The organism is Methylobacterium jeotgali (genome assembly GCF_022179345.1).
GTDB classification, from domain to species: Bacteria; Pseudomonadota; Alphaproteobacteria; order Rhizobiales; family Beijerinckiaceae; genus Methylobacterium; species Methylobacterium jeotgali.
Map to the genome: position 1 here is coordinate 1 of NZ_BPQR01000012.1, position 24,094 is coordinate 24,094.

22 protein-coding genes are annotated in these 24,094 nt (G+C 72.3%); 10 read left to right on the forward strand and 12 right to left on the reverse strand.

Annotated elements, in window-relative coordinates:
• The first annotated feature begins 295 nt into the window (after positions 1-295).
• The gene (locus MFF04_RS04010) at positions 296-616 is read left to right on the forward strand and encodes an SWIB/MDM2 domain-containing protein (RefSeq protein ID WP_238274182.1); all 321 of its coding nucleotides are present in this window, start codon (positions 296-298) and stop codon (positions 614-616) included.
• A 73-nt stretch (positions 617-689) separates the two neighbouring features.
• Here the strand turns inward: MFF04_RS04010 and MFF04_RS04015 are convergent, their stop codons facing one another.
• The gene (locus MFF04_RS04015; protein ID WP_238274183.1) at positions 690-1,487 is read right to left on the reverse strand and encodes an SDR family NAD(P)-dependent oxidoreductase; all 798 of its coding nucleotides are present in this window, start codon (positions 1,485-1,487) and stop codon (positions 690-692) included.
• Between the two features lie 233 nt (positions 1,488-1,720).
• Here MFF04_RS04015 and MFF04_RS21910 point away from each other — a divergent pair, with 233 nt between their 5' ends.
• Both MFF04_RS21910 and MFF04_RS04025 read left to right on the forward strand, forming a co-directional pair.
• Positions 1,721-4,135 (forward strand): caspase family protein, encoded by a 2,415-nt coding sequence (locus MFF04_RS21910; RefSeq protein WP_283206343.1) that lies wholly within the window; start codon positions 1,721-1,723, stop codon positions 4,133-4,135.
• A gap of 206 nt (positions 4,136-4,341) precedes the next feature.
• On the forward strand, positions 4,342-5,148 hold the full coding sequence (locus tag MFF04_RS04025) for an endonuclease/exonuclease/phosphatase family protein (protein WP_238274184.1): 807 nt from the start codon (positions 4,342-4,344) through the stop codon (positions 5,146-5,148).
• Here the strand turns inward: MFF04_RS04025 and MFF04_RS04030 are convergent.
• Positions 5,066-6,502 carry a phospholipase D-like domain-containing protein gene (locus MFF04_RS04030; protein WP_238274185.1) on the reverse strand — a complete coding sequence of 479 codons (1,437 nt, stop codon included), beginning with the start codon at positions 6,500-6,502 and terminating at the stop codon, positions 5,066-5,068. The genes MFF04_RS04025 and MFF04_RS04030 overlap by 83 nt on opposite strands.
• Before the next feature lie 258 nt (positions 6,503-6,760).
• Between MFF04_RS04030 and MFF04_RS04035 the strand changes: the two genes are divergently transcribed.
• On the forward strand, positions 6,761-6,955 hold the full coding sequence (locus MFF04_RS04035) for a hypothetical protein (RefSeq protein WP_238274186.1): 195 nt from the start codon (positions 6,761-6,763) through the stop codon (positions 6,953-6,955).
• 14 nt (positions 6,956-6,969) lie between these two features.
• Here MFF04_RS04035 and MFF04_RS04040 read toward each other — a convergent pair whose 3' ends face one another.
• Positions 6,970-7,170, reverse strand: a complete 201-nt coding sequence (locus MFF04_RS04040) for a hypothetical protein (RefSeq protein ID WP_238274187.1) — start codon at positions 7,168-7,170, stop codon at positions 6,970-6,972.
• A gap of 82 nt (positions 7,171-7,252) precedes the next feature.
• Positions 7,253-9,625 carry a bifunctional diguanylate cyclase/phosphodiesterase gene (locus MFF04_RS04045; protein WP_238274188.1) on the reverse strand — a complete coding sequence of 791 codons (2,373 nt, stop codon included), beginning with the start codon at positions 9,623-9,625 and terminating at the stop codon, positions 7,253-7,255.
• A gap of 480 nt (positions 9,626-10,105) precedes the next feature.
• On the opposite strand from MFF04_RS04045, the gene msuE reads away from it, so the two are divergent.
• From msuE to MFF04_RS04075, 6 genes are read left to right on the forward strand one after another with little or no spacing between them, the layout of a single operon-like run.
• On the forward strand, positions 10,106-10,690 hold the full coding sequence (gene msuE, locus MFF04_RS04050) for an FMN reductase (protein ID WP_238274189.1): 585 nt from the start codon (positions 10,106-10,108) through the stop codon (positions 10,688-10,690).
• Positions 10,687-11,637 (forward strand): aliphatic sulfonate ABC transporter substrate-binding protein, encoded by a 951-nt coding sequence (locus MFF04_RS04055; RefSeq protein WP_238274190.1) that lies wholly within the window; start codon positions 10,687-10,689, stop codon positions 11,635-11,637. The genes msuE and MFF04_RS04055 overlap by 4 nt, the downstream gene beginning before the upstream one ends.
• Positions 11,638-11,642: 5 nt before the next feature.
• Positions 11,643-12,452, forward strand: a complete 810-nt coding sequence (ssuC, locus tag MFF04_RS04060; protein ID WP_238274191.1) for an aliphatic sulfonate ABC transporter permease SsuC — start codon at positions 11,643-11,645, stop codon at positions 12,450-12,452.
• Between the two features lie 5 nt (positions 12,453-12,457).
• Positions 12,458-13,324, forward strand: a complete 867-nt coding sequence (locus MFF04_RS04065) for an ATP-binding cassette domain-containing protein (protein ID WP_238274192.1) — start codon at positions 12,458-12,460, stop codon at positions 13,322-13,324.
• Complete coding sequence (gene ssuD / locus MFF04_RS04070; RefSeq protein ID WP_238274193.1) at positions 13,321-14,496, forward strand: FMNH2-dependent alkanesulfonate monooxygenase; 1,176 nt, start codon at positions 13,321-13,323, stop codon at positions 14,494-14,496. The genes MFF04_RS04065 and ssuD overlap by 4 nt, the downstream gene beginning before the upstream one ends.
• Before the next feature lie 16 nt (positions 14,497-14,512).
• On the forward strand, positions 14,513-15,508 hold the full coding sequence (locus tag MFF04_RS04075) for an aliphatic sulfonate ABC transporter substrate-binding protein (RefSeq protein WP_238274194.1): 996 nt from the start codon (positions 14,513-14,515) through the stop codon (positions 15,506-15,508).
• 3 nt (positions 15,509-15,511) lie between these two features.
• Here MFF04_RS04075 and MFF04_RS04080 read toward each other — a convergent pair whose 3' ends face one another.
• The 8 genes from MFF04_RS04080 to MFF04_RS04115 all read right to left on the reverse strand — a co-directional run bounded on the left by MFF04_RS04080 (position 15,512) and on the right by MFF04_RS04115 (position 24,084).
• Positions 15,512-16,510 carry a nickel/cobalt transporter gene (locus MFF04_RS04080; protein ID WP_238274195.1) on the reverse strand — a complete coding sequence of 333 codons (999 nt, stop codon included), beginning with the start codon at positions 16,508-16,510 and terminating at the stop codon, positions 15,512-15,514.
• Positions 16,501-17,166 carry a DUF1007 family protein gene (locus MFF04_RS04085; RefSeq protein WP_238274196.1) on the reverse strand — a complete coding sequence of 222 codons (666 nt, stop codon included), beginning with the start codon at positions 17,164-17,166 and terminating at the stop codon, positions 16,501-16,503. The genes MFF04_RS04080 and MFF04_RS04085 overlap by 10 nt, the downstream gene beginning before the upstream one ends.
• Positions 17,167-17,305: 139 nt before the next feature.
• Positions 17,306-17,662, reverse strand: a complete 357-nt coding sequence (locus tag MFF04_RS04090) for a hypothetical protein (RefSeq protein ID WP_238274197.1) — start codon at positions 17,660-17,662, stop codon at positions 17,306-17,308.
• A gap of 189 nt (positions 17,663-17,851) precedes the next feature.
• On the reverse strand, positions 17,852-18,322 hold the full coding sequence (locus tag MFF04_RS04095; RefSeq protein WP_283206344.1) for a cytochrome c-type biogenesis protein: 471 nt from the start codon (positions 18,320-18,322) through the stop codon (positions 17,852-17,854).
• Positions 18,319-20,322, reverse strand: a complete 2,004-nt coding sequence (locus tag MFF04_RS04100; RefSeq protein ID WP_238274198.1) for a heme lyase CcmF/NrfE family subunit — start codon at positions 20,320-20,322, stop codon at positions 18,319-18,321. Before MFF04_RS04100 ends, MFF04_RS04095 begins: the two co-directional genes overlap by 4 nt.
• A 46-nt stretch (positions 20,323-20,368) precedes the next feature.
• Positions 20,369-20,890, reverse strand: coding sequence for a cytochrome c maturation protein CcmE (gene ccmE, locus MFF04_RS04105; protein ID WP_238274199.1), 522 nt, complete (start codon positions 20,888-20,890; stop codon positions 20,369-20,371).
• A gap of 146 nt (positions 20,891-21,036) precedes the next feature.
• A complete protein-coding gene (gene ccmI / locus MFF04_RS04110) occupies positions 21,037-22,524 on the reverse strand; it encodes a c-type cytochrome biogenesis protein CcmI (protein WP_238274200.1) in 1,488 nt (495 codons plus the stop codon).
• 141 nt (positions 22,525-22,665) lie between these two features.
• Positions 22,666-24,084 (reverse strand): sensor histidine kinase, encoded by a 1,419-nt coding sequence (locus MFF04_RS04115; protein WP_238274201.1) that lies wholly within the window; start codon positions 24,082-24,084, stop codon positions 22,666-22,668.
• Between the last annotated feature and the right edge of the window lie 10 nt (positions 24,085-24,094).

Here is a 24,094-nt window from a genome sequence, read left to right on the forward strand (position 1 = left end):
GTCACCCACACCGATGGCGAAATCGGCCGCGGACCGTCAAGGGCGGATCGCGTCCGATCCCGTGCACAGCGGGCGACGTGCGAAAAATGACACGCCGCTTCCGCCGAGAGCGCCGTGAGGAAGCGTGAAGGAAGGGTTTCGGGCCCCCGAAGGGCGCCTCCCCTTGTGGATGAGAGGGAGCAGGCGGCCCTTCCCCCTTGGAACGGCTGCGGCACCGCTTAGTTGTTGAGCCTGAGTTGCGCCCCGAGGGCGCCTCACCGCGAGCGCGCGGCAGCGCCGGAACCGGAGGAAAGCGATGGCCACCAAGACGACAGAGACGAAGAGCGCCCCTAAGAAGGCCGCCGCGCCCAAGGCCAAGTCGGCCGATGCGAAGCCGAACGCCCTTCAGCAGCCCCTCAAGCCCTCCGCCGAGCTCGGCGCCATCGTCGGCACCAGCCCGCTGCCCCGCGGCGAGGTGGTGAGCAAGGTGTGGGAGTACATCAAGAAGCACAATCTCCAGAACCCGGAGAACAAGCGCGAGATCCTCGCCGATGACAAGCTGAAGAAGATCTTCGGCAAGGATAAGTGCAGCATGTTCGAGATGAACAAGCATCTCGCCGCGCACCTGAAGTCCTGATCGACTCGCTTCCGGCGCTCGCGCGCTCCCGGCCGGCCCCTCAGGCCGCCGGGGGTCTCGCGGCGTGTGCCGGTCAGATGATCGAACGGAGCAGTCCGCCCTCCACGCGGAGCGCGGCGCCCGTCGTGGCGCTCGCCGCCGGCGAGCAGACGTAAGCCACAAGGCTCGCGACCTCCTCGACCGAGGCGAGGCGCCCGATGATCGAGCTCGGGCGATGCTCCGCGACGAAGGCCTTGCCGAGAGCCTCGAGATCCGCGTCCGGCCGATCGCCCGCCATCTGCCTTAGGAAGGTCTCCACGCCCTCCGAGAGCGTCGGGCCGGGCAGGACGCTGTTCACGGTCACGCCGGAGCCGGCGACCGTCTCGGCGAGGCCGCGGGCCACCGCGAGCTGCGCGGTCTTGGTCATGCCGTAGTGGATCATCTCCAGAGGGATGTTCACGGCGGACTCGCTCGAGATGAACACCACCCGTCCCCAACCGCGCTCAACCATGCCAGGCGTCAGCGCGCGGGACAGGCGCACGCCGCTCATCACGTTGACGTCGAAGAGGCGCTGCCAGTCGCCGTCCGGGATCTCGAAGAACGGCTTCGGCTCGAAGATGCCGGCGTTGTTGACGAGGATGTCGACCGGCCCGAGCCCCGAGACGAGCGCCTCGGCGCCTTCGGCGGTCGCCACGTCCCCAGGGGCGCCCTCGAAGCGGCCCGCCGGCATCGCACCGCTCAGGCGGCCGATCGCCTCCTCCACCCGCGCCGGCGTGCGGCCGTTGACGGCAACGGTGGCGCCGAGCTCGGCGAGCGCCTCGGCGATGGCGTAGCCGATGCCGCCCGTGGAGCCGGTGACGAGCGCGCGGCGGCCGGTGAGGTCGAGGTTCATGGGCAGTGCCTTCGATCCGAGGAGCCAAGCGGGGCGATATCCCGACAACGCGTCGGCGCGGACCGGGTGCCCGGCGCGAGCGCGCGGCATCGCCGCACCCGGGCCGGACGGCTCCCGGAAACGTGAATGCCGGCCGGCCCGGGTTCAGGCCAAGTTCACGCCACCGGACGGCAAGTCAAGGCGGATGCCGGGCCCGGATCGCCGGGTTCCCGATGCGAAGAATGGAGGGCGCCATGCCGATTCCACGCATGAACGGGCTTCGCGCGCGCCCGATACGGGGATGGCTGCCGGCGCTGCTGCTGACGATCGCCGCGACGCTCGGCTGCGGCGCGCCCCGCGCGCAGGCGCAAGGGCCCGAGAAGCGCATCGCCCTCGTCATCGGGAACGCGGCCTATACCGGGGCACCCCTGGCGACGCCCGCCAACGATGCGGGCCTCGTCGCGCAGACCCTCCAGGCGGCGGGCTTCGACGTGGCCGGCGCCCGCGACCTCGACGAGGACGGCCTGCGGCGGGCGCTGCGCGACTTCGTCGACAAGGCCGCGGCCTCGGGCCCCGACACGGTCGCCTTCCTCTACCTCTCCGGTTACGGGCTCCAGCTCGACGGTGAAAACTACTTCGCCCCCGTCGACGCCCGGATCGAGCGGGCGGCGGACGTCGCGGCCGCGGCGGTGCGGGTCTCCGATTTCACCAAGCGCCTCGCCGGCCTTCCCTTGAAGGCGCGCTTCGTGGTGCTCGATGCCGGCCGCGCCAACCCCTACGCGAGGAGCGGCGATCCGCTGGCCGGTGGCCTCGCCCTGGTCGAGGCCGACCCCGGCAGCCTCGTCGCCTTCAACGCCGCGCCGGGAACGGTCGGGCCCGAGTCGAAGGGCCCGTACGGGGCCTACGCCGAGGCGCTCGTCGAGATGATCCGCGAGGGCGGCCTGCAGCCGGAGGCGCTGTTCGAGCGGGTGCGCCTGCGCGTCAACGAGCGGACGGCCGGCGGCGAGGTGCCCTGGCACGCTTCCCGGATCGAGACGCCGTTCGTGTTCCTGGAGCGCGCGGCCGACGCCCCCGCGGTCGCGCAGCCGGCCACGACCGCCTCCTTGCGGGGGCGCCCCCTGCGCGAGATCGGCGCGCGGGACGCCTACGCTCTCTGCCTGGAGCGTGACACGCTGCAGGGCTATCAGGACTTCCTCGCCGCTTACCCGCAGGACGCGCTCGCCGCGCGGGTGCGCGCCATCCTGGCCGCCCGGCGGGAGGCGCTGACCTGGCGGCGCACCCTCGCCGCGGGCTCTCCGGAGGCCTACTGGTCCTATCTCGGCCGCTATCCGAAGGGGCCCCATGCCGCCGAGGCGCGGCATCGCCTCGCCCGTCTCGCGGCCGCCCTGCAGCCGCCGCCGGCCTTCACCCCGATCGTCTACGACGTGCCGCCGCCGCCGGTGGAGGAGATCGTCTATGTCGACCGCCCGGTCGTCACCTTCGACGATCCGGTCTACGCCTTCGCGCCGCCGCCCCCGCCGCCGGTCGTGCTCCTGCCGCCGCCGCCCGCCTACATCGTGGCGCTGGCACCGCCCCCGCCGCCGGTGGAGGTCTACGCCCTGCCGGTGCCCGCCTTCGTGCCGATGGCCGCCTACGTGAGCGCGCCGGCCTACATCTCGCCCCCGCCGAACAACGTGATCTTCCAGAACATCCACAACACGACGGTGATCAACGCGATCAACGCCGGCGCCGCCAACCCGGGCGCCGCGCAGTCGATCGGAGGCCCCTCGACCGCGGCGGTGGTCGGGGCCGGCGCGCTCGGCGCCACCGCCGGGATCACCGCGGCCAAGATCGCGCTGCCGCCCTCCGTCGCGCAGAAGGCCGCGCTGCCGGCCAATGCGCCCGGCGCGGCGCAATCCGGCGCGGGCGGGTTCCATCCGGGGCAGCCCCTGCCGGGACAGGCGCCGGCCCCAGGCTTTCCCGCCAAGGCGACGCCCCTGCCGGGCCAGCTCCCGGCTCAAGCGCTGCCCTCGAAGGCCGCGACGCTGCCGAACGCCACCGTACCGAATGCGGTGCAGCCGGGCGGCAAGCCCGGCGCTCCAGCTTCGGCGGCGTCTCCCCTGCCGCAGGGCGTGAAGCCCGGCCTCGCGCCGCTCCCGCAGCCGGCCGCTGCGAAACCGGCGACGCCGCCGGCCGGCCAGGGCCCCGGCCTTGCGCCCGCGCAGAAGGGCCCGCCTCCGGCCGCGGCGCCGGCTCCTGCAGTCGCCGCGAAAGCCGCGCCGCCCGCCGCAGCCGCGCCCGTGCCCTCGGGCGCCCGTCTTCAGGCCGCGCGCCAGCAGAATCTCGCCGGCCAGAGGCAGGCGGAGATCGAGGCCCGGAACGCCCAGCGCCAGCAGGCGATGGCCGCGCAGCGGGCCGCCGCGATGCAGCGCCAGGCGGCCGGCGCCGAGGCCCGCGCCCGGCAGATGCAGGCCCAGGCCGCCCGCCAGCAGGCGATGGCCCAGCAGCGGCAGGCGCAGCAGGCCCAGATGCAGGCGATGCGCCAGCAGCAGTCCATGCAGCGGCAGCAGGCGATGCAGCAGCGGGCCATGCAGCGCCAGCAGATGATGCAGCAGAGGGCAGCCCCGCCTCCCCGGGCTCCGGCACCGCATGGCGGAACCCGCTGCCCGCCCGGCATGCATTGCCGCTGAGCGCGTTCCGGCGAGGCGGCCTGCGGCTTGCCGAAAGACTGCGCGTCGAGACGAGAGCCACGAGACGCCGGCCCGATGCCGTTCGGTCGCCGTCTCGAGGTTTCGGCCGAGCGAAGCGGAGCCGCGCGCGCCGACCGCGCGTTGTGGCGATGCCCGGCTGCCGACGCAGACGGACACCGCACCATCAGGAAGGCCGGACCGGGGGCATGGATACAGGCGAGCGCTTCAAGCCCTTCGTGCCCGTCGGCGCCCAGGATGCGCCGATCCACAACCGGCCGGAGGTGCCGGAGAACGCCCGCAAGATCGTGAGCTGGAACCTCCTCCGGCGCACGGGCGCGGCGGTGGAGAACGTCGTCGCGCTGATCGAGCAGGAGCGTCCCGACCTCCTCCTGATGCAGGAGGCGACCCGCGGCATCGCCGCGATCCGCGACCGGGTCGGCGGCTCCTACGCCTGGGTGCCTCTGCCCGGCCGCATCCACGGCCTCGCCATGTGGAGCCCGCGGCCCTGGCCCGCCGAGCCCGTCGTGGTGACCCTGCCCTCGGGGGCGCTGGTACACCGGGTCTGCCAGGTGATCGATCTCGGCGATTGCGGCATCGCCAACGTGCATCTCTCGCACGGGCAGGTGCTCAACCGGCGCCAGCTCCGCTGCATCGAGCGGGCGCTGCCGGAGCGGGCGGCGGTGCTCGGCGACTACAACATCGTCGGCCCGGCCTTCCTGCCGGGCTTTCGCGATGTCGGGCCGCGGGCGCCGACGCATGCCATGGTCGACGTGCTGCCCCTGCGCCTCGATCGCTGCCTCGTGCGCGGCCTCGTCTGCCACGACCGGGGCGTGCTGCCCCGCGGCCCCTCCGACCACCGGCCGATCGTGGTGCATCTCGGCCCCGCGCCCGCCGAGGCGCCGGCCCGCGAGCGCCGGATGGTGCTGCGGGTCAGAGGTATGGCAGCAGCAGTCGGACGGCTGCGTCGCGCAGCCTCACGGGAAGGGAACGGGCGCGCAGGTCCTCGCGGGTGAGGCGCCGGCCCATCTTGGCCCGCATCGCCGCGTCGAGCCGGCCCGCCAGGTCGGTATCGTAGATCTCGACGTTCAGCTCGAAGTTCAGGCGGAAGCTGCGCATGTCCCAGTTGGCGCTGCCGACGAAGCACCAGGCGCCGTCGACGACGAGCAGCTTCGAGTGGTCGAAGGGCGGGTCGTCGAGCCAGATGCGCACGCCCGCGTCGAGCAGCGGGTCGACATGGGCCCGCATGGCGAAGTCCACGAAGCGGTGGTCGCTGCGGCCGGGCACGACGACGTCGACCTCGATGCCGCGCAGCGCCGCGAGGGACAGGGCGTTCACCACCAGCTCGCCGGGCAGGAAGTAGGGCGTCGCCAGCCGGATGTGGCGGCGCGCGGTGGCGATCGCCTCCAAGACCGCGATCTCGATCTTGCGCAGATCGGCGTCCGGTCCCGAGGTGACGACGCGGGCGGCGCTGTCCCCGGTGGGCGGCAGGGGCGGAAACCAGCGCTCCCCCTCGAGATCCTCGCCGGACACGAAGGACCATTCCTGCGCGAAGGCGATGGCGAGCTGCTCGACCACCGGCCCTTCGAGCCGGAAATGGGTGTCGCGCACGGGGCGGGGCGGGGAGAGCGCGACGCGGTTGGCGTCCGAGACGTTGATGCCGCCGGTGAAGCCGATGCGGCCGTCGACCACGAGCAGCTTCTTGTGGGTGCGCAGGTTCAGGAACGGCATCCGCCAGGGCAGCGCCGAATGCAGGAACAGCCCCGCCGGCACCCCGAGCCGGACAAGGCGCCGGTAGGCGGCCGGGTTGAACCAGCCGCCGCCGACGCCGTCGATGAGCACCCGCACGGCGACGCCGCGCCCCTGAGCCTCGGCGAGCGCCGCGCTGAAGGTGCGGCCGGTCTCGTCGTCCCGGAAGATGTAGCTCGACAGGCCGACGCTCTCGCGAGCGCCGGCGATGGCCGCGAGCATCGCCGGATAGGCGGCGTCGCCGTTGCGGTAGACCTCGACGCGGTTGCCGCCGACGAGCGGCAGGCCGGTGATGCGGCGCATGGCCCGGCCGAGGGGCGCGAACGCCTCCGGCACCGCGACGCTCGGATCGGGATCGTCGTCCCGCGTCTCGGAGGGTCTCGGACGCAGGCGCCGCGCCCGGCGCGAGACGCGGTTGACGCCGAACAGCGCGTAGAGGGTCGTGCCGAAGAGCGGCGACAGCCAGGCGAGGCCGATCCAGCCGATGGCGACGCCGGCCTCGCGCTTGCGCAGGAGCGCGTGGACCGTGACGACCAGCGAGAGGCCGAAGCCCCCCAGTCGCAGGATTTCGGCGCGAATCGCGGCGGTGGCCTCGATCCAGCGATACAGCGCCTCTTCCACCGTCCGGTCCGCCTCCCGAGAGTTGCCGCTCTCTTAGCCGAGTTTCCTTGCGGCGCGGCGGGCTTTGTCGGGCTCCCGCCGCAAGCGGGGCAGGATTCCCGCGAGGAGGACGCGGGAGCGCGCGGCCGGGGCGACGAAGCGCTCCGGCCGTTTCGTCCGGATCGGTCCAGGCGGCCGTCTTCTCCTCACTCTCGACGCAATCGGCGGGCCTCCTGCCCCTGTGCCGCTCTGCAGCTCGGCACTGGGGAAAGGGCCGTCATGCCTGTGATCGGACTGTGCCTGGCCATCGTGCCGATCCTGGCGATCCTCGCCGTCCGGGGTCTGGCCAAGCTGATCCTTCTGCCCGTGCGCGGCATCTTCGCCCTTCTGCGCACCCGTCCCGCCCGCGCCGCGCTGCTGATCGCGGTATGCGTCAGCCCGCTCCTGGCCTGGACGATCGGTTCCGGCGCCTGACCGGACGCGGCGTCTCAGGCGCCCTCGGCCTCCGCGGCGGGCTTCGCCTCGGCACCGGGGTGCTTGCGCGACAGGTAGTAGAGCCCGACCGCCTTCCAGAACGCGCCCTGCTCCTCCTCGGTCCTGCGCTCGAGGGAGGATGCGATCACGTCCATGGCGGCCTGCGCCGCCTCGTTGTGCTTCAGCTCGTCGACGAGCGTGGCAAGCACCTGCATGGGCGATCTCCCGGCTGGGGGTTTCAGAAGCGAAAGAGTCGAGCAAAGGGAACGCTCAAGCTCACGTTTCGATCCGGCCTGATCAGGCCACCAGACGCTCCTCGGCGATCGTCCCTCCCATGGTGAGCGCCGAGAAGGTCTCGATCGCCGCCGGCCTGCCGATCAGGTAGCCCTGGAGGGAACGGCAGTTCTCCGCCTCGAGGAAGGCGAGCTCGGCCTGGGTCTCGACGCCCTCCACGATGACGCGCATCTGCAGGCCGTGGCCGAGCCCGAGCACCGAGCGCACGATGGCCGCCGCCTGATGATTCGACTCGATCTGGCTGATGAAGGAGCGGTCGATCTTGATCTTGTCGAACGGGAAGGTGCGCAGGTTCGAGAGCGACGAGTAGCCCGTGCCGAAATCGTCCATGGCGATGTGCACGCCGAGCTCCTTCACGCCGCGCAGCACCGTCAGGGCCCTTGAAGGGTCGCGGATCAGCGCGGTCTCCGTGATCTCGATCTCGAGGCGGCTGGGGGCGAGACCGGTCTCGCGCAGAATGGCCACCAGCAGGTCGAGGAAGTTCGGCGCGTGAATCTGCACGGCCGAGACGTTCACCGCGATGCTGAGAGGACGCCGCCAGCGCGCCGCCTCGCGGCACGCCTCCCGCAGCACCCATTCCCCGACCTGGAGGATCGCTCCGCTCTCTTCGGCGATCGGAATGAACACCGACGGCGAGATGCTGCCGCGACTCGGGTGATTCCAGCGCAGAAGGGCCTCGAAGCCGACGACGGCTCCGGCCTCGCCGCCGGTCTGCGGCTGATAGACGAGTTCGAGCTCGCCCCGGTCCACGGCCATGCGCAGATCGTGCTCGAGGAGACGGCGCTCGCGGACCTGCGCTCCCATCCGCGCCTCGAAGAAGCGGTAGGTGCCGCGGCCCTCCTGCTTCGCGCGATAAACCGCGGTGTCGGCGCAGATCAGGAGGGCGTTATGGTCGCTGGCGTCGTCCGGGTAGACGGCGATGCCGATGCTCGTGGCCGCCTTGGGACCGTCCGTGCCGCGGGCGGTCTCGCGAAGGCTTTCCAGGATGCGCTCGGCGAGGCGGCCGGCGGTCGCGGCATGATCGCAGGGGACCAGCACCACGAACTCGTCTCCGCTGAGCCTGGCCATCAGTTGCGTCTCGTCGAGCAACCCGGTGACCAGCCTTGCGATCATCGTCAGGAGCGCATCGCCGGCGGCATGCCCGAACAGGTCGTTGACCTCCTTGAAGCGGTCGAGGTTGAGGCACAGCACCGCGAGCTTGCGTCCGCTGGCGGAGGCGAGCTGCATCTCCTGGCCGATGCGGCGGTCGAAGCTCGCCCGGTTGGCCAGTCCGGTCAGGGCATCGTGATGGGCGAGATACTCGATCTGCCGCTCGGCCCGACGCCGCGCGCGGAGATCGCGCATGGCCACGGCGAAGTGCGGCCTTGCGGCGTAGTCGATCGTCCGGACGATCAGCTCGACGGGGATCCGGGAGCCGTCGCTCCGGACGAGATCGGTCTCCAGCGGCTGGTCGAGGGCGTGAAGGCGGCCGCCCTCCCGAGGGAGGTACTCGGCCAGCGCCGTCCCGGGGACGTCCTGCGGCTGCCGCCGGACCAGGGCCGCGAAACTGTCGTTGGCGGTGACGATGGTCTCGCCGTCGCAGACCAGCAGCCCTTCCACGGCCGCGTTGGCGAGGCTGCGCAGGCGCGCCGACTCGCCCTGGGAGCGCCGGCGTTCGCGCAGATCCATGGCCAGCCCCGCCCCGGCAAGCGCCAGGATCACGACGCTCGCGAGCGCGACAGCAACGGCGAGCCATGCCTTCGGCAGCGCGCTTTCGGGCACCACCACGGTCGGATCCGGGACGATGGTGATGGCTCCCATCCCGGTGAAGTGAAGGCCGCCGATCGCCAGGACGAGCAGGGTGGCGCTCGCGGCCTGCCTCGGCAGGCTGCGCCCGTCGGCGAGCGCGGCGAGCGCGGCTCCGCCGAGCCCCATGCCGATCAGAACCGAGGCCGCGACCAGCTGCCGATCCCAGAGGATCTGCCCCTCGATCTGGAGAGCGCTCACGCCGATGTAGTGCATGGCCGAGATGCCCGCGCCGCCCACGGCTCCGCCGATCCAGGCCGTGGCCGCGGAGCGGCGGACCGTCCGCAGCATGGCCCCGGCGCCGGTGAAGGCGACCGCGACCACGAAGGAGAGAACCGTCAGCCGAAGATCGAAGGCCGTCGCCAGGCCGGGCGAGAAGGCCAGCATGGCGATGAAATGCGTGGTCCAGGCGCCGGACGCGATGGTGATCGCGGCCACGGCGAACCATGCCGCCCGTACCCGTCCGCCCGCGCTGGCGGCGTGCTTGGCCAGCATCACCGTCGCGACCGCAGCGAGCACGCACAGCGTCGCGGCGAGCGCGACGAGCGCGAGGTCGTGCTGATCCACGATGCAGCCGACGACTCTGATCATCTCAACAACCCATGGTTTTATCTTTCTTCATCATAGGCGATGCCACTTAATCGCGCACGAACAATGACAAGACCTCATGAATACGGTTACGCTCAAGTAAAAATCGATCATCTTGCGGCAATCGACGGAGCCTTTGGCCTTCCATGGCGTCGCATTCGCGGGACGGGCCGAGACAACCCTCTCCCCATGCATCGCAGAAAGGCGTCCTCTCGGACGCTGCCGCCGTCATATCCAGCGTCTTCAGCGCATCTCTCCTTCGGGAAACGAGGATGATCCATCCCGGCCGGGCAGGATGGCACGATCATCTCCGTACGATCTTCCATTGAAAAGATCGTTTTATTGACTGTCGATTGGACTCCGGCCAGCCTTGAACGAAGATCGTCACCCGCTTTCTCCCCCCTCTGCATGGGTCCTCATCTGGGGACAATGATCGCAGGTCGAGACTCTTCGGGCAGCGGACGCACAACCGGAAGTAGACCCATGACCCGTCCGAGGCTCGTCGGCTTCTCGGCCAACATCCAGCGCCCGTCGAGGACCCGCACGCTCGTCGAGACGATCGCCGGGCAGGCGGGCGCCGAGGCCGGTGCCGAGATCCGGCTGTTCGATCTCCTCGACGCCGGCACCGGCCTCGGCGCCGCCTGGAGCCGGGAGGCGCTCCCGCTCCCCGCGCGCCGGGTCGTGGAGGCGATCGAGGAGGCGGACGCCCTTGTGGTCGGCTCGCCGGTTTACAAGGGCGGGGTCACCGGGCTGTTCAAGCACCTCTTCGACCTCGTCGAGCCGACGCGTCTGGCGGGCAAGCCCGTCGCCATCGCGGCCACCGGCGGCGGCGCGCGGCACGCGCTCGTGGTCGAGCACGCGCTGCGGCCCCTGTTCGGATTCTTCGGAGCCCTTCAGGTCCCGACGGCGGTCTACGCATCGGATGCGGACTTCGTGGACGGACGCCTCGTCGAACCCGGCGTCGCCGACCGCGCCGGGCAGGCCGCCACGGAGCTTGCCGCCCTTCTCGGCCTCTCCGTCAGCGCGCAGGCGCCGGTGACCCGGCAGACGGCGGCAGCGGCGCGATGATCGGCCGCCGCACGATCCTGGCCGGCGCGCTCGCCTCCGCCTTCGCGCCCCGCGGCGCAAGGGCCGCGGAGAGGGGGGTGCTGCGCATCGGCTATCAGCGCAACGGCATTCTCGTCGTCGCCAAGCAGCAGGGTGTGATCGAGGAGCGCCTCAAGAGGTTCGGCCACACCGTGCGCTGGGTCGAGTTCTCCTTCGGACCTCCGCTCCTCGAGGCGCTCAGCCTCGACGGCATCGATTTCGGGCAGACCGGGGACGCGCCGCCGATCTTCGCGCAGGCGGCGGGCGGCAACCTCGTCTACGCGGCGACCCAGGAGGCCGGGAACTCCGGGCTCGGGATCCTGCTGCCGAAGGGCTCCCAGATCGGCGCGCTCGCCGAGCTGAAGGGCAAGCGCGTCGCCTTCGCCAAGGGATCGAGCGCCCACAACTTCACCGTGGCGGCCCTGGAGAAGGCGGGGCTCACCTACGCCGATATCGAGCCGGTGACGCTGGCGCCGGCCGACGCGGCGGCGGCCTTCGCCCGCGGCAGCGTCGACGCCTGGTCCATCTGGGACCCCTATCTCGCCGTGGCGGAAGGCGGGGAGGGCGTGCGCGTGCTGGCGAGCGCCGGCGACATCGCCCGCCAGAACATCTTCTTCCTCGCCAACCGGGACTTCGCGCGGGAGCGCGGCGAGGTGCTTGCGGAGGCGATCGACGGGCTCGGCGGCGTCGCGAAGTGGTGCACGGAGAACCGCGGCGAGGTCGCCGCCATCCTCTCGAAGGGCACCGGTGTGCCGCTCCCCGCCACCCGCCGGGCGGTCGACCGGACCGACTACGTGATCGGTCCCCTCACACCCTCCGTCGTCGCCGATCAGCAGCGCGTGGCCGACCGGTTCCGGTCCCTCAACCTGATCCCCAGGCCGATCCGCATCGCCGACGCGGTGTGGACGCCGCCGGCCCGCAACGGGTGAGATCGATGCCAGCCGCCCTCCGCTCCGCCCCGGCGCTTCCGGCGCCCCTCACCGCCGCTGGCCGCAACGCCCTGCCCTGGCTCCTTCCGGTCACGGTGCTGCTCGGCTGGCAGGCCGCCGTCTCGACGGGCATCGTCTCGAACCGGTTCATGCCGGCCCCCCTCGACGTGGTGCGGGCCGGCATCGCGGCCGCCCGCTCCGGCGAGCTCTGGACGAATCTCGGCGTCAGCACTCTGCGGGCGCTCGCGGGCTTCGCCGTCGGCGGCAGCATCGCCTTCGCGCTCGGCCTCGCCAACGGGCTCTCACGTCTGTCGGAGCGGCTCACCGACACCACCGTGCAGATGGTGCGCAACGTGCCCCACCTGTCGCTGATCCCGCTGGTGATCCTGTGGTTCGGCATCGGCGAGGAGGCGAAGCTCTTCCTCGTGGCGCTCGGCGTGTTCTTCCCGATCTACGCCAACACGCTCCACGGCATCCGCTCCGTCGATCCCGCCCTCGTGGAGATGGGCCGCGTCTACGGGATGTCGGAGGCGGAGCTGTTCCGCCGGGTGATCCTGCCCGGCGCCCTGCCCTCGATCTTCGTGGGCCTGCGCTACGCGCTCGGCATCATGTGGCTGACCCTGATCGTCGCCGAGACGATCTCGGCCTCCTCGGGCCTCGGCTACATGGCCATGCAGGCGCGCGAGTTCATGCTCGTCGACGTCGTGGTGCTGGCGATCCTGATCTACGCGGCGCTCGGCAAGATCGCTGACGCGCTGACGCGGGTGCTGGAACGGGCCTGCCTCGCCTGGAACCCCGCCTACCGGACGGTGTGACCGCCATGCTCCTCGACGCCCTCGCCCCCGACGCCGCCCGGCGGGTCGCCGACGCGCAGGCGCTCGACGGACGCGCCCTGCCGCGCGCCGCCGCGCCCGGTTCCGGCATCGCGGTCACGATCCGCGACCTGCGCAAGAGCTTTGACGACCACGCCGTGATCGGGGGGCTCGACCTGCACCTGCCGGCCGGCAGCTTCACCGCCGTGGTCGGCCGCTCCGGCTGCGGCAAGAGCACCCTGCTGCGCCTGATCCTCGGCCTCGAGGAGCCCACCGGGGGGCGCATCCTGCTGGAACAGAAGGACGGAACGCGCCGCGACGGCGCCCCGAAGCGCATCATGTTCCAAGAGCCGCGCCTGCTGCCCTGGGCGCGCGTCCTCGATAACGTCGCGGTGGGGCTGACGGGTCACGGCAAGAAGGCGTGGCGGCGGGAGCGGGCCCGGGCTGCGCTGGAGGAGGTCGGGCTCTCCGACAAGGCCGGGCAGTGGCCGGCGACGCTGTCGGGTGGCCAGCGGCAGCGGGTGGCGCTCGCCCGCGCCCTCGTCAGCCGCCCGGGGCTGCTCGCCCTCGACGAACCGCTTGGCGCCCTCGACGCCCTGACCCGCATCGGCATGCAGGAGCTGATCGAGCGGATCTGGCGCGCGCAAGAGTTCACGGCGCTCCTCGTCACCCACGACGTCGGCGAGGCGGTGGCGCTCGCCGACCGCATCCTCGTCATCGACGAGGGCCGCATCGCCCTCGATCTCCGTGTCGAGGTGCCCCGGCCCCGCCGGCGCGGCGACCCGGACCTCGCCCGGCTCGAGGGCCGCATCCTCCAGTACCTCCTCCACGGCCCCGGCCGGGAGGAGAAGCCATCACAAGGAGAGCTCGCATGAGCGCATCGACCGACGGCCGCACGGACGTCCTCTGGTTCCTGCCGACCCACGGGGACGGCCGCTATCTCGGCGCCTCCGAGGGCGCGCGGGACGTGTCGTTGAACTATCTCCGGCAGATCGCCCAGGCCTCCGACGACCTCGGCTACTACGGCGTGCTGCTGCCGACCGGGCGCTCCTGCGAGGATTCCTGGATCGTCGCCTCGGCGCTGGCGCCGCTGACGAAGCGCCTGCGCTTCCTCGTGGCGGTGCGGCCCGGCCTGATGGAGCCTTCCGCCGCCGCCCGCATGGCGGCGACCCTCGACCGGATCTCGGACGGGCGGCTCCTCATCAACGTCGTCACCGGCGGCGATCCCGTGGAGCTGCGCGGGGACGGCGTCTTCCTGGCGCATGACGAGCGCTACGCCGTCACCGACGAGTTCCTGCACATCTGGCGCGGGCTCATGGCCGGGGAGACGGTGAGCTTCGAGGGCCGGCACCTGCGCGCCGAGAACGGCCGGGTGATCTTCACGCCCGTGCAGTCACCCTACCCCCCGCTCTACTTCGGCGGCTCTTCGCCGGCGGGCATCGAGGTCGCGGCCGAGCACTGCGACGTCTACCTCACCTGGGGCGAACCCCCGGCGGGCGTCGCCGAGAAGATCGCCATCGCCCGCGCCGCGGCGGAGGCCAAGGGCAAGACCTTCTCCTACGGCATCCGCCTCCACGTCATCGTGCGCGAGACCGAGGCCGCCGCTTGGGACGCGGCGGAGGCGCTGATCTCGCGCCTCGACGAGGACACCATCGCCCAGGCGCAGGCGACCCTGAAGCGGCAGGATTCCGTCGGCCAGAGCCGGATGATGGCGCTTCACGGCGGCAGCCGCGACAAGCTCGTCGTCTCGCCGAACCTCTGGGCCGGCGTCGGCCTCGTGCGCGGCGGCGCCGGCACCGCGCTCGTCGGCTCGGCCGATCAGGTGGCCGACCGGATGAAGGAGTATATCGACCTCGGCATCGACCGGTTCATCCTCTCCGGCTACCCGCACCTGGAGGAGGCCTACCGCTTCGCCGAGCTCGTCTTCCCGAAGCTGCCGCTGCGCGACACCACCGGCACCGCCCCCTCGAACGCCCGCAATAACGGCCCGTTCGGCGAGGTCATCGCCAACGACATCGTGCCCGGCCGCCGCGTCGCCGCCCACTGATCCCTCGGAGATCTCGATGCCAGCGACCTCCCGCACGCTCCGCCGCGACGCGCCCGCTCTGCGCCTGCGCCGCCTCCTCGCGACCTGGGGGGCCCTCGCCCTGCTCCTCGGCCTCTGCCTCGCGGCGACGGTCGCGCATGCGCAGGAGAAGGTGATCCGGGTCGGCTACCAGAAGTACGGCACGCTGGTGCTGCTCAAGGGCAAGGGACTCCTGGAGAAGAAGCTCGCGCCGCTCGGCTACAGCGTGCGCTGGTCGGAGTTCCCGTCCGGGCCGCCGCTGCTCGAAGCCCTGAACGCGGGCGCCATCGACTTCGGCTCCGCGGGCGAGACCCCGCCGATCTTCGCGCAGGCCGCGAGCCCCGGCTTCGTCTACGTGGCCGCCGAGCCGCCGGCCCCGCGCGGCGAGGCAATCCTGGTGCCGGGCGACTCGGCCGTCCGCAGCCTCGCCGACCTGAAGGGTCGCACGGTCGCCTTCAACAAGGGCTCGAACGTCCACTTCCTGCTCGTGCAGGCGCTGGCCTCGGCGGGCGTGAGCTACGGCGACATCAAGCCCGCCTTCCTCGCGCCCGCGGACGGCGCCGCCGCCTTCGCCCGCGGCGCCGTCGATGCCTGGGTGATCTGGGACCCCTACCTCGCCTCCGGCGAGCGCATCCCCGGCGCCCGCACCCTGGCCAGCGCCGAAGGCCTCGCCCCGAACCGGCAGTTCTACCTGTCCGCGCGCCGCTTCGCGGACGGCAACCGCGAGGCCTTGAACGCCGTCATCGCGGCGGTCGGGGAGCTCGACGACTGGGCCCGGGCGAACACCGACGCCGCGGCGGCGGAGCTCGCCCCATCCGTCGGCATCCCGGCCCCGGTGCTCGCCGTGGCGCTCCGGCGGCAGAGCTACGGCGTCGCGCCCCTCGATGCCGCCGCGGTCGCGGACCAGCAGACGATCGCCGACACCTTCCACAAGCTCGGCCTGCTGCCGAAGCCGATCACCGTGTCGGATGCGGTGTGGAAGCCGGGAAGCTGAGGATCAGCTCGGCAGGCCGGGCGCGCCGCCGAGCATCAGCCCGGCGAGGAGCGCGACCCCGATCACCAGCACGAAGGCGGCGGCCAGGAGTTCGAGGCCGCCGATGACGCGGGCGCCCGTCCGCCCACGTCCGCCGAACAAGCGCAGCGCCAGGGCCTTGGCGAAGACGGCGAGGCTCGCCAGAAGTCCCGTCGTGAGCGCCGTGCCGAGCGCCATGGCGAGAACCGCCGCGACACCGGCCCAGAGAATCCCCTGAGACGCCGCGAAGACGAGGATCAGCACCGCACCGGCGCAGGGCCGCGAGCCCGCCGCAACGACGATGCCCGCCCGCTCGCGCCAGGAGCTGCTCCGGCCGATCTCCGGCGACACGTGCCCGCAGCCGGGACCGCAGCCCTCCGCCTCGACGGCGGCGAGACGCCCGGCCTTGCGCCAGGTCAGCGCCAGGCCGACCAGCGCGACGAGGGCGAAGCTGACGCTCTCGATGAGGGTCCCGGCCCGGTTCATCGCCGCCGCCGTCGCGCCGAGGACGAGCACGCCCGCTCCGACGATGGCGATGGCGACGCAGGCCTGCAGCAGCGCCGCGGCCGCGCTCAGCGCCATGCCCCGCCGCAGGCTGCGCTCGCCGGCCACGATGTAGCCGGCGATCACCGCCTTGCCGTGCCCGGGGCCGGCGGCATGGAAGACGCCGTAGGCGAAGCCGAGCAGCGCCAGCGTGTGCCAGCCGCCCCCCGTCCGCACGGCGGCGACGGCGGCCTCCAGATTGCGGGAGAAGCTCGCCTGGAAGGCGAGAAGCCAGGCGCCGAGGCTGGTGGCCGAGGGCGCCGCCTCGCGAAAGCCCATCCCGAAGGGGGAGCGCTGCGGGGGCGCCACGCCGGCGGAGGTCAGCCGGAGCAGTCCCGCGACGACCAGCGCGGCGAGAGCGATCGCCGATACCGCCAGGGCGAGCCGCAGAAGGACGCGCCCCCGTCCGTCGCCTTCGGCCAGGGCGGCGCCTAGGGACACGCGACGATGATCCGGTTCGCGAACTGGACACCGTAGTTGGAGGCGGCCGTCAGAGCCTCGAAGAACGCTTCCGACAGGCCGGGCTTGCCGGCCTCGGCGGTCTGAGGCTCGATCGTCTTCGGCCGCGTCACGGTGGTGGTGCAGCCGGGGGGCGCGCCTTCGAGCCGGGCGGCATCCGTGCCTTCCGCGAGGGCGAAGGACACGAAGTAGGTCGGATCGTAGACCTCCAGCGCCACGACCCCGCGCCCCGGCGCCGCCGCGGTCTTGAGCGGCAGGCGGAAGGCCAGGGTCAGCGCCCCGTCCTTCATCTCCATGCGCGGCTCGACGGGCTCGGCGAAGGCCTGGTCGCGGCCGGCGATCTTGAGCTTGGTGAAGTAGCCGAACTCGGCGAGCCCCGTGGTGTTCTCGGCGGCGAGCCCGGCGAGTTCCTCGGGGCTGAGCACGCCGTCGCCGTTGCGGTCGAGCCCCTGCGTGATGAAGGCCGAGTAGGACTTGTCGAAGGACCAGGCGTGCCGGAGCCCGACGACCTTGCCGTCGACGTAGTCGACCTCCGCCTTGGCCGTCACCCAGACATGGGGATGGGCGAGCGCCGGGCCGGCGCAGAGCGCCGCGAGCAGGGTCGGCAGCAGTCGGAGATGGCGCGGGAGGGTCGGCATGGCGGCCTCGGACGCTCGTCCCTCACGGTTAACGAAAGGTCAACGGCGGAGGCGCCGAATGTCCTTCTCCAGTGGGGCGAAAGCGAGGCGCGGGAGGGTCCGCGCCCCCGCCGGGCGGGGGCGCGGAGAGGTCGTGCCGTCAGTAGGACGCGTCGGCGACCTCGACGACGTCGCCCTTGCGGGAGAGCGCGATCGTCGTCTCGCTGCCGTCGGCGCCGAGGGTGCCCGGTACCGAGAGGTTCACCGTCTGGTCGCCCTTGAGGGTGGTGACGAAACGGATGACCTGCGGGTGATCGGCATTGGTGTTGAGGGCGGCGAGCGTCGTCACGACGCGATAGCCGTCCTTCTCGACCGTGTAGTAGGCCATCCCGCGGAAGTTGCCGAGCTCGATCCGCTTGTTGGTCGCGGGCTTCCACTCGGCGGCGGTGACGGGGGTGGTCGCAGTGAGGGCGGCCGTTGCCGCCGCCATGGCGAGGGCGATGGTCTTGATGCGCATGGGGAATCGTCCTGTGCGGTTACTGTCCGCCGGGAGCGCCCGTACGGAAAGCCGGTTGCACCGGGAGACCGCAAGATGTGGGATCAGTGCTGCTTTGCGAAGATCTCTTACCGCATCGCACAAATGCTGTCTAAGCATAACTCGTGCGTTATGACACCGTATACGGCACTTCAGTGCATATCTCAGCGTCTATTCGCGCTTGAGGAGGCGCTGGAGTTCCGCTTCCTCGGATGCCGACAGGTGATCGAACCTGGCGGGCGCCCGGTTCGCGAGAAGGCGCCGGACGCCGAAAGCGCCGAGCAGCAGCACGATGATGGGCGTCGCCCAAAGGGCCAGGGTGTGCCAGGCGAAGACCGGCCGCAGCAGCACGAACTCGCCGTAGCGGCCGACGACGTAGTCCTCGACCTGCTGGTCGCTGTCGCCGGCCTGGAGACGCTCGCGCACGAGCACGCGCAGGTCCTTGGCGAGCGGCGCGTCGGAATCGTCGATCGACTGGTTCTGGCAGACGAGGCAGCGCAGGCCGGCCGAGATGCCCCGCGCCCGGTGCTCCAGGCCCGGGTCCTTGAGAACCTCGTCGGGCTGGACGGCGGCGGCCATGGTGACGCCGGCCAGCAGCGCCAGGAGGGCGAGCGCCGGCCACAAGAGAACGCGCGCCCTCATTCGGCGGGGACCGCCGTCGGAGGAAGCGGCCGGGCGCGCGCAGCGGCCGGCGCCCCGACCCGCATCCGGCGGTCGGTGAGCGACAGCCCGCCGCCGGCCGCCATGATCAGCGAGCCGATCCAGATCAGGAGCACCAGGGGCTTGTCGTAGAGGCGCATGCCGATGCTGCCGTCGGGCTGCACTTCGCCGAGGCTGCCATAGACCTGGCTCGTGCCGACCGTGAGCAGGCCCGCCTCGGTCACGGTCATGCGCCGGCTCGGGTAGAAGCGCTTGCCGGTCTCGATGGTGCCGATCTCGGAGCCGGCGCGGTCGCGGATGCGCAGGGTCGCGACGGTCTCCTCGTAGTTCGGTCCCGAGCGCGGCCCGACGCGCTCGAGCGTCGCGACGTAGCGGCCGGAGGCGAGGCTCTGGCCGGGGCGCAGCGTCCCGAGCCCTTCCGTCGCCCAGCCCTGCGCGGCGATGCCGATCACCGCCACGCCGACGCCGGCATGCGCCAGCGCCGTGCCCCAGGCCGAGCGCGGCAGGCCGCTCGCCCGGCGCCAGATCGCGAGAGGCGTGCGGGAGCGGTTGCGCCCCTGCCCCCGGGCCCGGGCGGCGATCTCGGTCGCGGCGCCGAGGATCAGGTAGGCGCCGATCCCGACCCCGATCGGAGCGAGCACCGGACCGCCCCAGGTGAGGGCGAGCGCCACGATCCCGACGACGAGCGCGAGCCCGAAGGCGGCGTAGAGGCGCTGCGCGGCAGCGAGCACGTCGCCCCGCTTCCAGGCCAGCAGCTGCCCGAAGGGCACCAGCAGCAGCAGCGGCACCGCGAGCGGCAGGAAGGTCGCGTTGAAGAAGGGCGGCCCGACCGAGATCTTCTCGCCCGTCGCCATCTCGAGGAGCAGCGGATACAGCGTCCCGACGAGCACCGTGGCGCAGGCGGCGACCAGGAACAGGTTGTTGAGCACCAGCGCCCCCTCGCGGGAGAGCGGCGCGAACAGCCCTCCCTGGCGCAGGAGCGGCGCCCGCCAGGCGAACAGCGTCAGCGATCCGCCGATGAAGAGCACCAGGATCGCCAGGATGAAGATGCCGCGGGAGGGGTCGCTGGCGAAGCTGTGCACCGAGGTCAGAAGGCCGGAGCGCACGATGAAGGTGCCCAGAAGCGACAGCGAGAAGGTGAGGATGGCGAGGAGCACCGTCCAGACCTTGAGGGCGTCGCGCTTCTCCATCACCACCGTCGAGTGGACGAGGGCGGTGCCGGCGATCCAGGGCATCAGCGAGGCATTCTCGACCGGGTCCCAGAACCACCAGCCGCCCCAGCCGAGCTCGTAGTAGGCCCAGTAGGAGCCCATGGCGATGCCGAGCGTCAGGAAGCTCCAGGCGGCGAGCGTCCAGGGCCGCACCGCCCGCGCCCAGGCGGCGTCGATGCGTCCCTCGATGAGCGCCGCCACCGCGAAGGCGAAGGTGATCGAGAAGCCGACATAGCCGAGGTAGAGCAGAGGCGGGTGGATCGCGAGGCCGATGTCCTGGAGGAGCGGGTTGAGGTCGTTGCCCTCGATGGGCGCCGGCCGGACCCGCGTGAACGGGTTCGAGGTCGCGACGATGAACAGCCCGAACACGAAGGCGACCGCGCCCTGCACCGAGAGCACGTTCGCGCGCAGCACCGCCGGCACCGAGCGGCGCGACAGCGCAACGAGGCCGCCGAACAGGACCAGGATCAGGAGCCAGAGGAGCATCGAGCCCTCATGGTTCCCCCAGACGCCAGAGACCTTGTAGATCAGGGGCTTCGTGGTGTGGGAATGCTCGACCACGTTGAGGACGGAGAAGTCCGAGGTCACGTGGGCGTAGGTGAGCGCCGCGAAGGCGAGCGCCACGCAGAAGAACGCGCCGAGCGCGGCGGCGGTCGCGACGCCGCGCAGCGCCGGATCGCCGCTGCGCATCGCCCAGGCCGGCATCACGGCCTGGACCAGCGAAAGGGCCAGGGCGAGCGCCAGCCCGAAATGCCCGATCTCGACGATCACGCGGTGCGGTTCCGTTCGCTGCTGGGGTGGACGATCATCGGTGGCTCTACCGCTCGCTGCGGGGACCGAGGGTCGCGGGCATGCCCGCCGCGCTCTCGCGGGGCGCGGCGGCCTGCGCGGGAGGGCTCTTGCCCTCGCCCTCCTGCCAGCGCCCTTGCGCCTTCAGCGCGTCGGCGACCTCACGCGGCATGTAGCGCTCGTCGTGCTTGGCGAGCACGGTGTCGGCCCGGAAGACGCCGGTCGGGTCGAGGGTCCCCTCGGCGACGACGCCCTGCCCCTCGCGGAACAGGTCGGGCAGCAGGCCCTGATAGGCGACCTCGACGGTCGCGGCGGTGTCGGTGACGGCGAAGGCGACCCTCTGGTCGGCGCCGCGCTGGAGGGAGCCGTCCTTCACGAGGCCGCCGATGCGGAAGCGCACGCCCGGCTGGACGGCCTGCGCGGCGACCTCGCTGGGCGAGCGGAAGAACACGATCGAGCCGCTCATCGCCGACAGGATCAGCCCGAGCGCCAGGGCGAGCACGGCACCGCACGCGGCGATCACGACGAGACGGCGGCTCTTGCGCGTCACGGTTTGCGGTCTCCCCCACCCTGCCCGTGCCGGGACGCCGGAGCGCTCCCTGACATTGTTCTATCCTGTGAGGGTGTCGGCGCAGCCGCGGTCCGGGTCAAGAGCCGCGACCGGGACCGATTGTCAGGGGCCTGCGCATCGGCGCCTCAGGGCTTGCGGCCCTCGCCATGAAGATCGAGCTCGGCGGCCAGCGCGTCGAGGCGGGCGACGGAAGCGGGATCGGCCGCCAGCGCCATCCGGGCGCGGTCGATGGTGCGGCTCGCCTGCTTTCGGTCGCCGAGGACGCTGTAGGAGCGCACGAGGCGCAGCCACTCGTCGGCGCTGCCCCCCTTGGCGGTCAGGCGCCGGTCGAGGCTCGCGACCATGCCGCGGATGGCCGCGTCCCGGTCGGCCGGAGGCATCGCCCGCACCGCCGCGACCGCCGCGTCGGTCTCGGCACGGGCGGCATCCTCGCCCTTGGCGGCCTCCGGAGGCGGAGCGGTGCGAGCCCCCTCGGCCTTGCCGGCCGGCGCCGACGCGCCGCTCTCGAGGCCGAGCTCGCGGGCCTGGGCGTTCAGCCGGTCGAGGGCGCCCGCGTCGGCGGCGAGCGCGGCGCGGGCGCGGGAGAGCGTCTCGACCGCCTTGTCGCGCTCGCCGAGCACGCTGCGCGAGCGCACGAGGCGCAGCCACTCGTCGGCGCTGCCACCCTGCTTGGAGAGGCGCGTATCGAGCCCCTCGACCATCCCGCGGATGGCGGCGGACGGATCGGAGGATGCCTGCGGCGGAGGCGGCTCCCCCGCGGCGGGCGCCGGCTCCGCCTTCAGGCGCGCGAGGCTCTCGCGGACCAGGGGCTGCCAGGGCGCGTCGGCCGGCCCGGCCTCCGCGAGGGCCGTGAGGTGGGCGACGGCGCCGGCGGTGTCGCCTTTCTGCTCGGCCATGCGAGCGAGATAGAAGCGGGGCTTGGCCGCCTTCGGATCGAGGGCGAGCGCCCGCTCGAACAGGCTCGCGGCGTCCTCAGGCACGACGCCGTTGCCCGCGGCGACGAGCGCCTCGCCCCAGTCGCCGAGCACCGCCGGGTTCTCGCCGGCGAGGCGGGCGACGTTCGCGTAGGCGCGGGCCGCGTCGTCGAAGCGGCCGAGCCGCTTGTAGACCGGCGCCAGCACCGACCATCCCTTGACGTCGCCGGGGTCGCTCGCGAGCCGCGCCTCGATCTGGGCGATCGCCTTCATCAGGTCCTGGCTGCCCGATTGCGCGGCCTCGCGGTCGGCGGCGGTCTGCGCGGGCAGGTTCGGCGAGCCGTAGAGACCGTAGGCGAGGAGCGCGACGAGGGGGATCGTGGAGAGCGCGAAGGCCGAGGCCGCCCGGCGCTGGCGCAGATGCGGCTCGGCGAGGCCCGGCGCCTCGCCGGCGGCCGGCGCCCGGCTCGCCCGCAGGAGCCGCCGGGCCGCCTCGGTGCGCGCCGCCTCGGCCTCGCTCGGCGCGATCAGCCCGCGGCCGAGGTCGCGCTCGATCTCGCGGAGCTGATCCTCGTAGAAGGCCGTCTCCGTCGAGGCGCGGGCAGGCTCCGCGTGGCCGCCCCGGCGGGCCATGGGGCGCAGCAGGAGCAGCACGGCGGCGCCCGTCATCAGGGGCAGGATGAACCAGATCGCCGACACTCGGACTCCCGGATTGACGGACCTCGAGCGTCCGGCTCTGATGTAGCGGCACCCGGCGCCCGCCACGACGTGGCCCTTCGGCGACACGGTGTCACGCGAGGCGTCCCGCATTCCCGCGAAGACGACAAAAGAGCCCGGAAATCAATGGTGGGGGGTTCCGGACGGCGCATCGCCGGGAATCTCGATCACCGCGCGCAGGCCCCCGAGATCGGCCTCCTCCAGGCGGAAGCGCCCGCGGTAGAGGGCGACGAGATCAGCCACGATCGAGAGGCCGAGGCCGGAGCCGGGCTTCGTCTCGTCGAGGCGCCGGCCCCGCGCCCGCACCGCCTCCCGCGCCTCCGGGGGCAGGCCGGGCCCGTCATCCTCGATGGTGATCTGGAGATGGGGATAGGCGTCCTGGGCCACGGCCGCCGCGCGGATGGCGACGCGGCCCTTCGCCCATTTCGAGGCGTTGTCGACGAGGTTGCCGACCATCTCCTCGAAATCCTGCCGCTCGCCCCGGAAGCGCAGGCCGGCTGAGACCTGCACGTCGTAGGCGATGTCCTTGTCGCGGTAGATCTTGCCGAAGGTCCGCACCAGCCCGGCCAGCGCCGGCTCGACCTCCGTCGAGGTGCCGAGCGTGCCCGCCAGCGCCGCCGCCCGCGCCCGGTCGAGATGGTAGTTGACCTGATCGCGCATCACCGCCGCCTGCTCGCGGATCTTGGCGGCGAGCTCGTCCGGCGCGTCCGCCGCGCCGACCTCGTTGACGATGATCGAGAGCGGCGTCTTCAGGGCGTGGGCGAGGTTGCCGACCTGGGTCCGGGCCCGCTCCAGGATCTCGCGATTCGTGTCGATCAGCAGGTTCACCTCGCCGGCGAGCGGCGCGATGTCGCGCGGGTAGTCGCCGGTGATGTGGTCGGCCTCGCCCCGGCGGATGGCGCCGAGCGCCGTGCGCAGCTGCGAGAGGGGCGCCAGGCCGAAGCGGATCTGGAGGAGGGTCGTGGCCGCAAGGAAGACGCCGAGCACGCCGAAGGTGACGAACAGGGCTGCGCGGAAGCGGTCGACATCGTTGACGATCTCGTCGGCGGGACCGGCGACGCGCACCGTGTAGCGCCCGTCCGAGGCGAGATCGACGTCGCGCTCGATGATTCGCAGCAGGCGATCGTCCTGGGCGCGGCCGTAGCCCTGGCGGATCTGTCCGACGCCGGCCTTGCCGTCGGGATCGGTGGCGGGCTTCAGCGGCACGCCGACGAGGGAGCGGGAGGTGCGCAGGTCCCGCGGCTTGGCGTCCTGCTTGCCGACCTGCCAGTACCAGCCGGACAGGGGCAGGTCGAAGCGCGGATCGCCCAGCGAGAAGGTGCGGCTCTCGGGCTCGTTCGGCGAGACGAGATCGGTGGCCAGGTTGTTGGCGAAGACGAGGAGCCGGCTGTCGAAGGCCCGCTCGGTGTTCTCGCGGTAGAGGGTCGTCAGCACCAGGGCGGCGATCAGCAGGATCGCGGTCGAGGCGAGCAGCGCCGAGACGGCGAGGCGCACCGCGATGGAGCGGCGGCGCAGGGAGAGGGCGCCGATCAGGCCGTTCAAGGGAGCGCCC

Bases quoted from the DNA above. Each gene is read 5' to 3' on its own strand.
- MFF04_RS04010 (WP_238274182.1), top strand. From the start codon at position 296: ATGGCCACCAAGACGACAGAGACGAAGAGCGCCCCTAAGAAGGCCGCC.
- MFF04_RS04015 (WP_238274183.1), bottom strand. From the start codon at position 1,487: ATGAACCTCGACCTCACCGGCCGCCGCGCGCTCGTCACCGGCTCCACG.
- MFF04_RS21910 (WP_283206343.1), top strand. From the start codon at position 1,721: ATGCCGATTCCACGCATGAACGGGCTTCGCGCGCGCCCGATACGGGGA.
- MFF04_RS04025 (WP_238274184.1), top strand. From the start codon at position 4,342: ATGGATACAGGCGAGCGCTTCAAGCCCTTCGTGCCCGTCGGCGCCCAG.
- MFF04_RS04035 (WP_238274186.1), top strand. From the start codon at position 6,761: ATGCCTGTGATCGGACTGTGCCTGGCCATCGTGCCGATCCTGGCGATC.
- MFF04_RS04040 (WP_238274187.1), bottom strand. From the start codon at position 7,170: ATGCAGGTGCTTGCCACGCTCGTCGACGAGCTGAAGCACAACGAGGCG.
- MFF04_RS04045 (WP_238274188.1), bottom strand. From the start codon at position 9,625: ATGATCAGAGTCGTCGGCTGCATCGTGGATCAGCACGACCTCGCGCTC.
- msuE (WP_238274189.1), top strand. From the start codon at position 10,106: ATGACCCGTCCGAGGCTCGTCGGCTTCTCGGCCAACATCCAGCGCCCG.
- MFF04_RS04055 (WP_238274190.1), top strand. From the start codon at position 10,687: ATGATCGGCCGCCGCACGATCCTGGCCGGCGCGCTCGCCTCCGCCTTC.
- ssuC (WP_238274191.1), top strand. From the start codon at position 11,643: ATGCCAGCCGCCCTCCGCTCCGCCCCGGCGCTTCCGGCGCCCCTCACC.
- MFF04_RS04065 (WP_238274192.1), top strand. From the start codon at position 12,458: ATGCTCCTCGACGCCCTCGCCCCCGACGCCGCCCGGCGGGTCGCCGAC.
- ssuD (WP_238274193.1), top strand. From the start codon at position 13,321: ATGAGCGCATCGACCGACGGCCGCACGGACGTCCTCTGGTTCCTGCCG.
- MFF04_RS04075 (WP_238274194.1), top strand. From the start codon at position 14,513: ATGCCAGCGACCTCCCGCACGCTCCGCCGCGACGCGCCCGCTCTGCGC.
- MFF04_RS04085 (WP_238274196.1), bottom strand. From the start codon at position 17,166: ATGCCGACCCTCCCGCGCCATCTCCGACTGCTGCCGACCCTGCTCGCG.
- MFF04_RS04090 (WP_238274197.1), bottom strand. From the start codon at position 17,662: ATGCGCATCAAGACCATCGCCCTCGCCATGGCGGCGGCAACGGCCGCC.
- MFF04_RS04095 (WP_283206344.1), bottom strand. From the start codon at position 18,322: ATGAGGGCGCGCGTTCTCTTGTGGCCGGCGCTCGCCCTCCTGGCGCTG.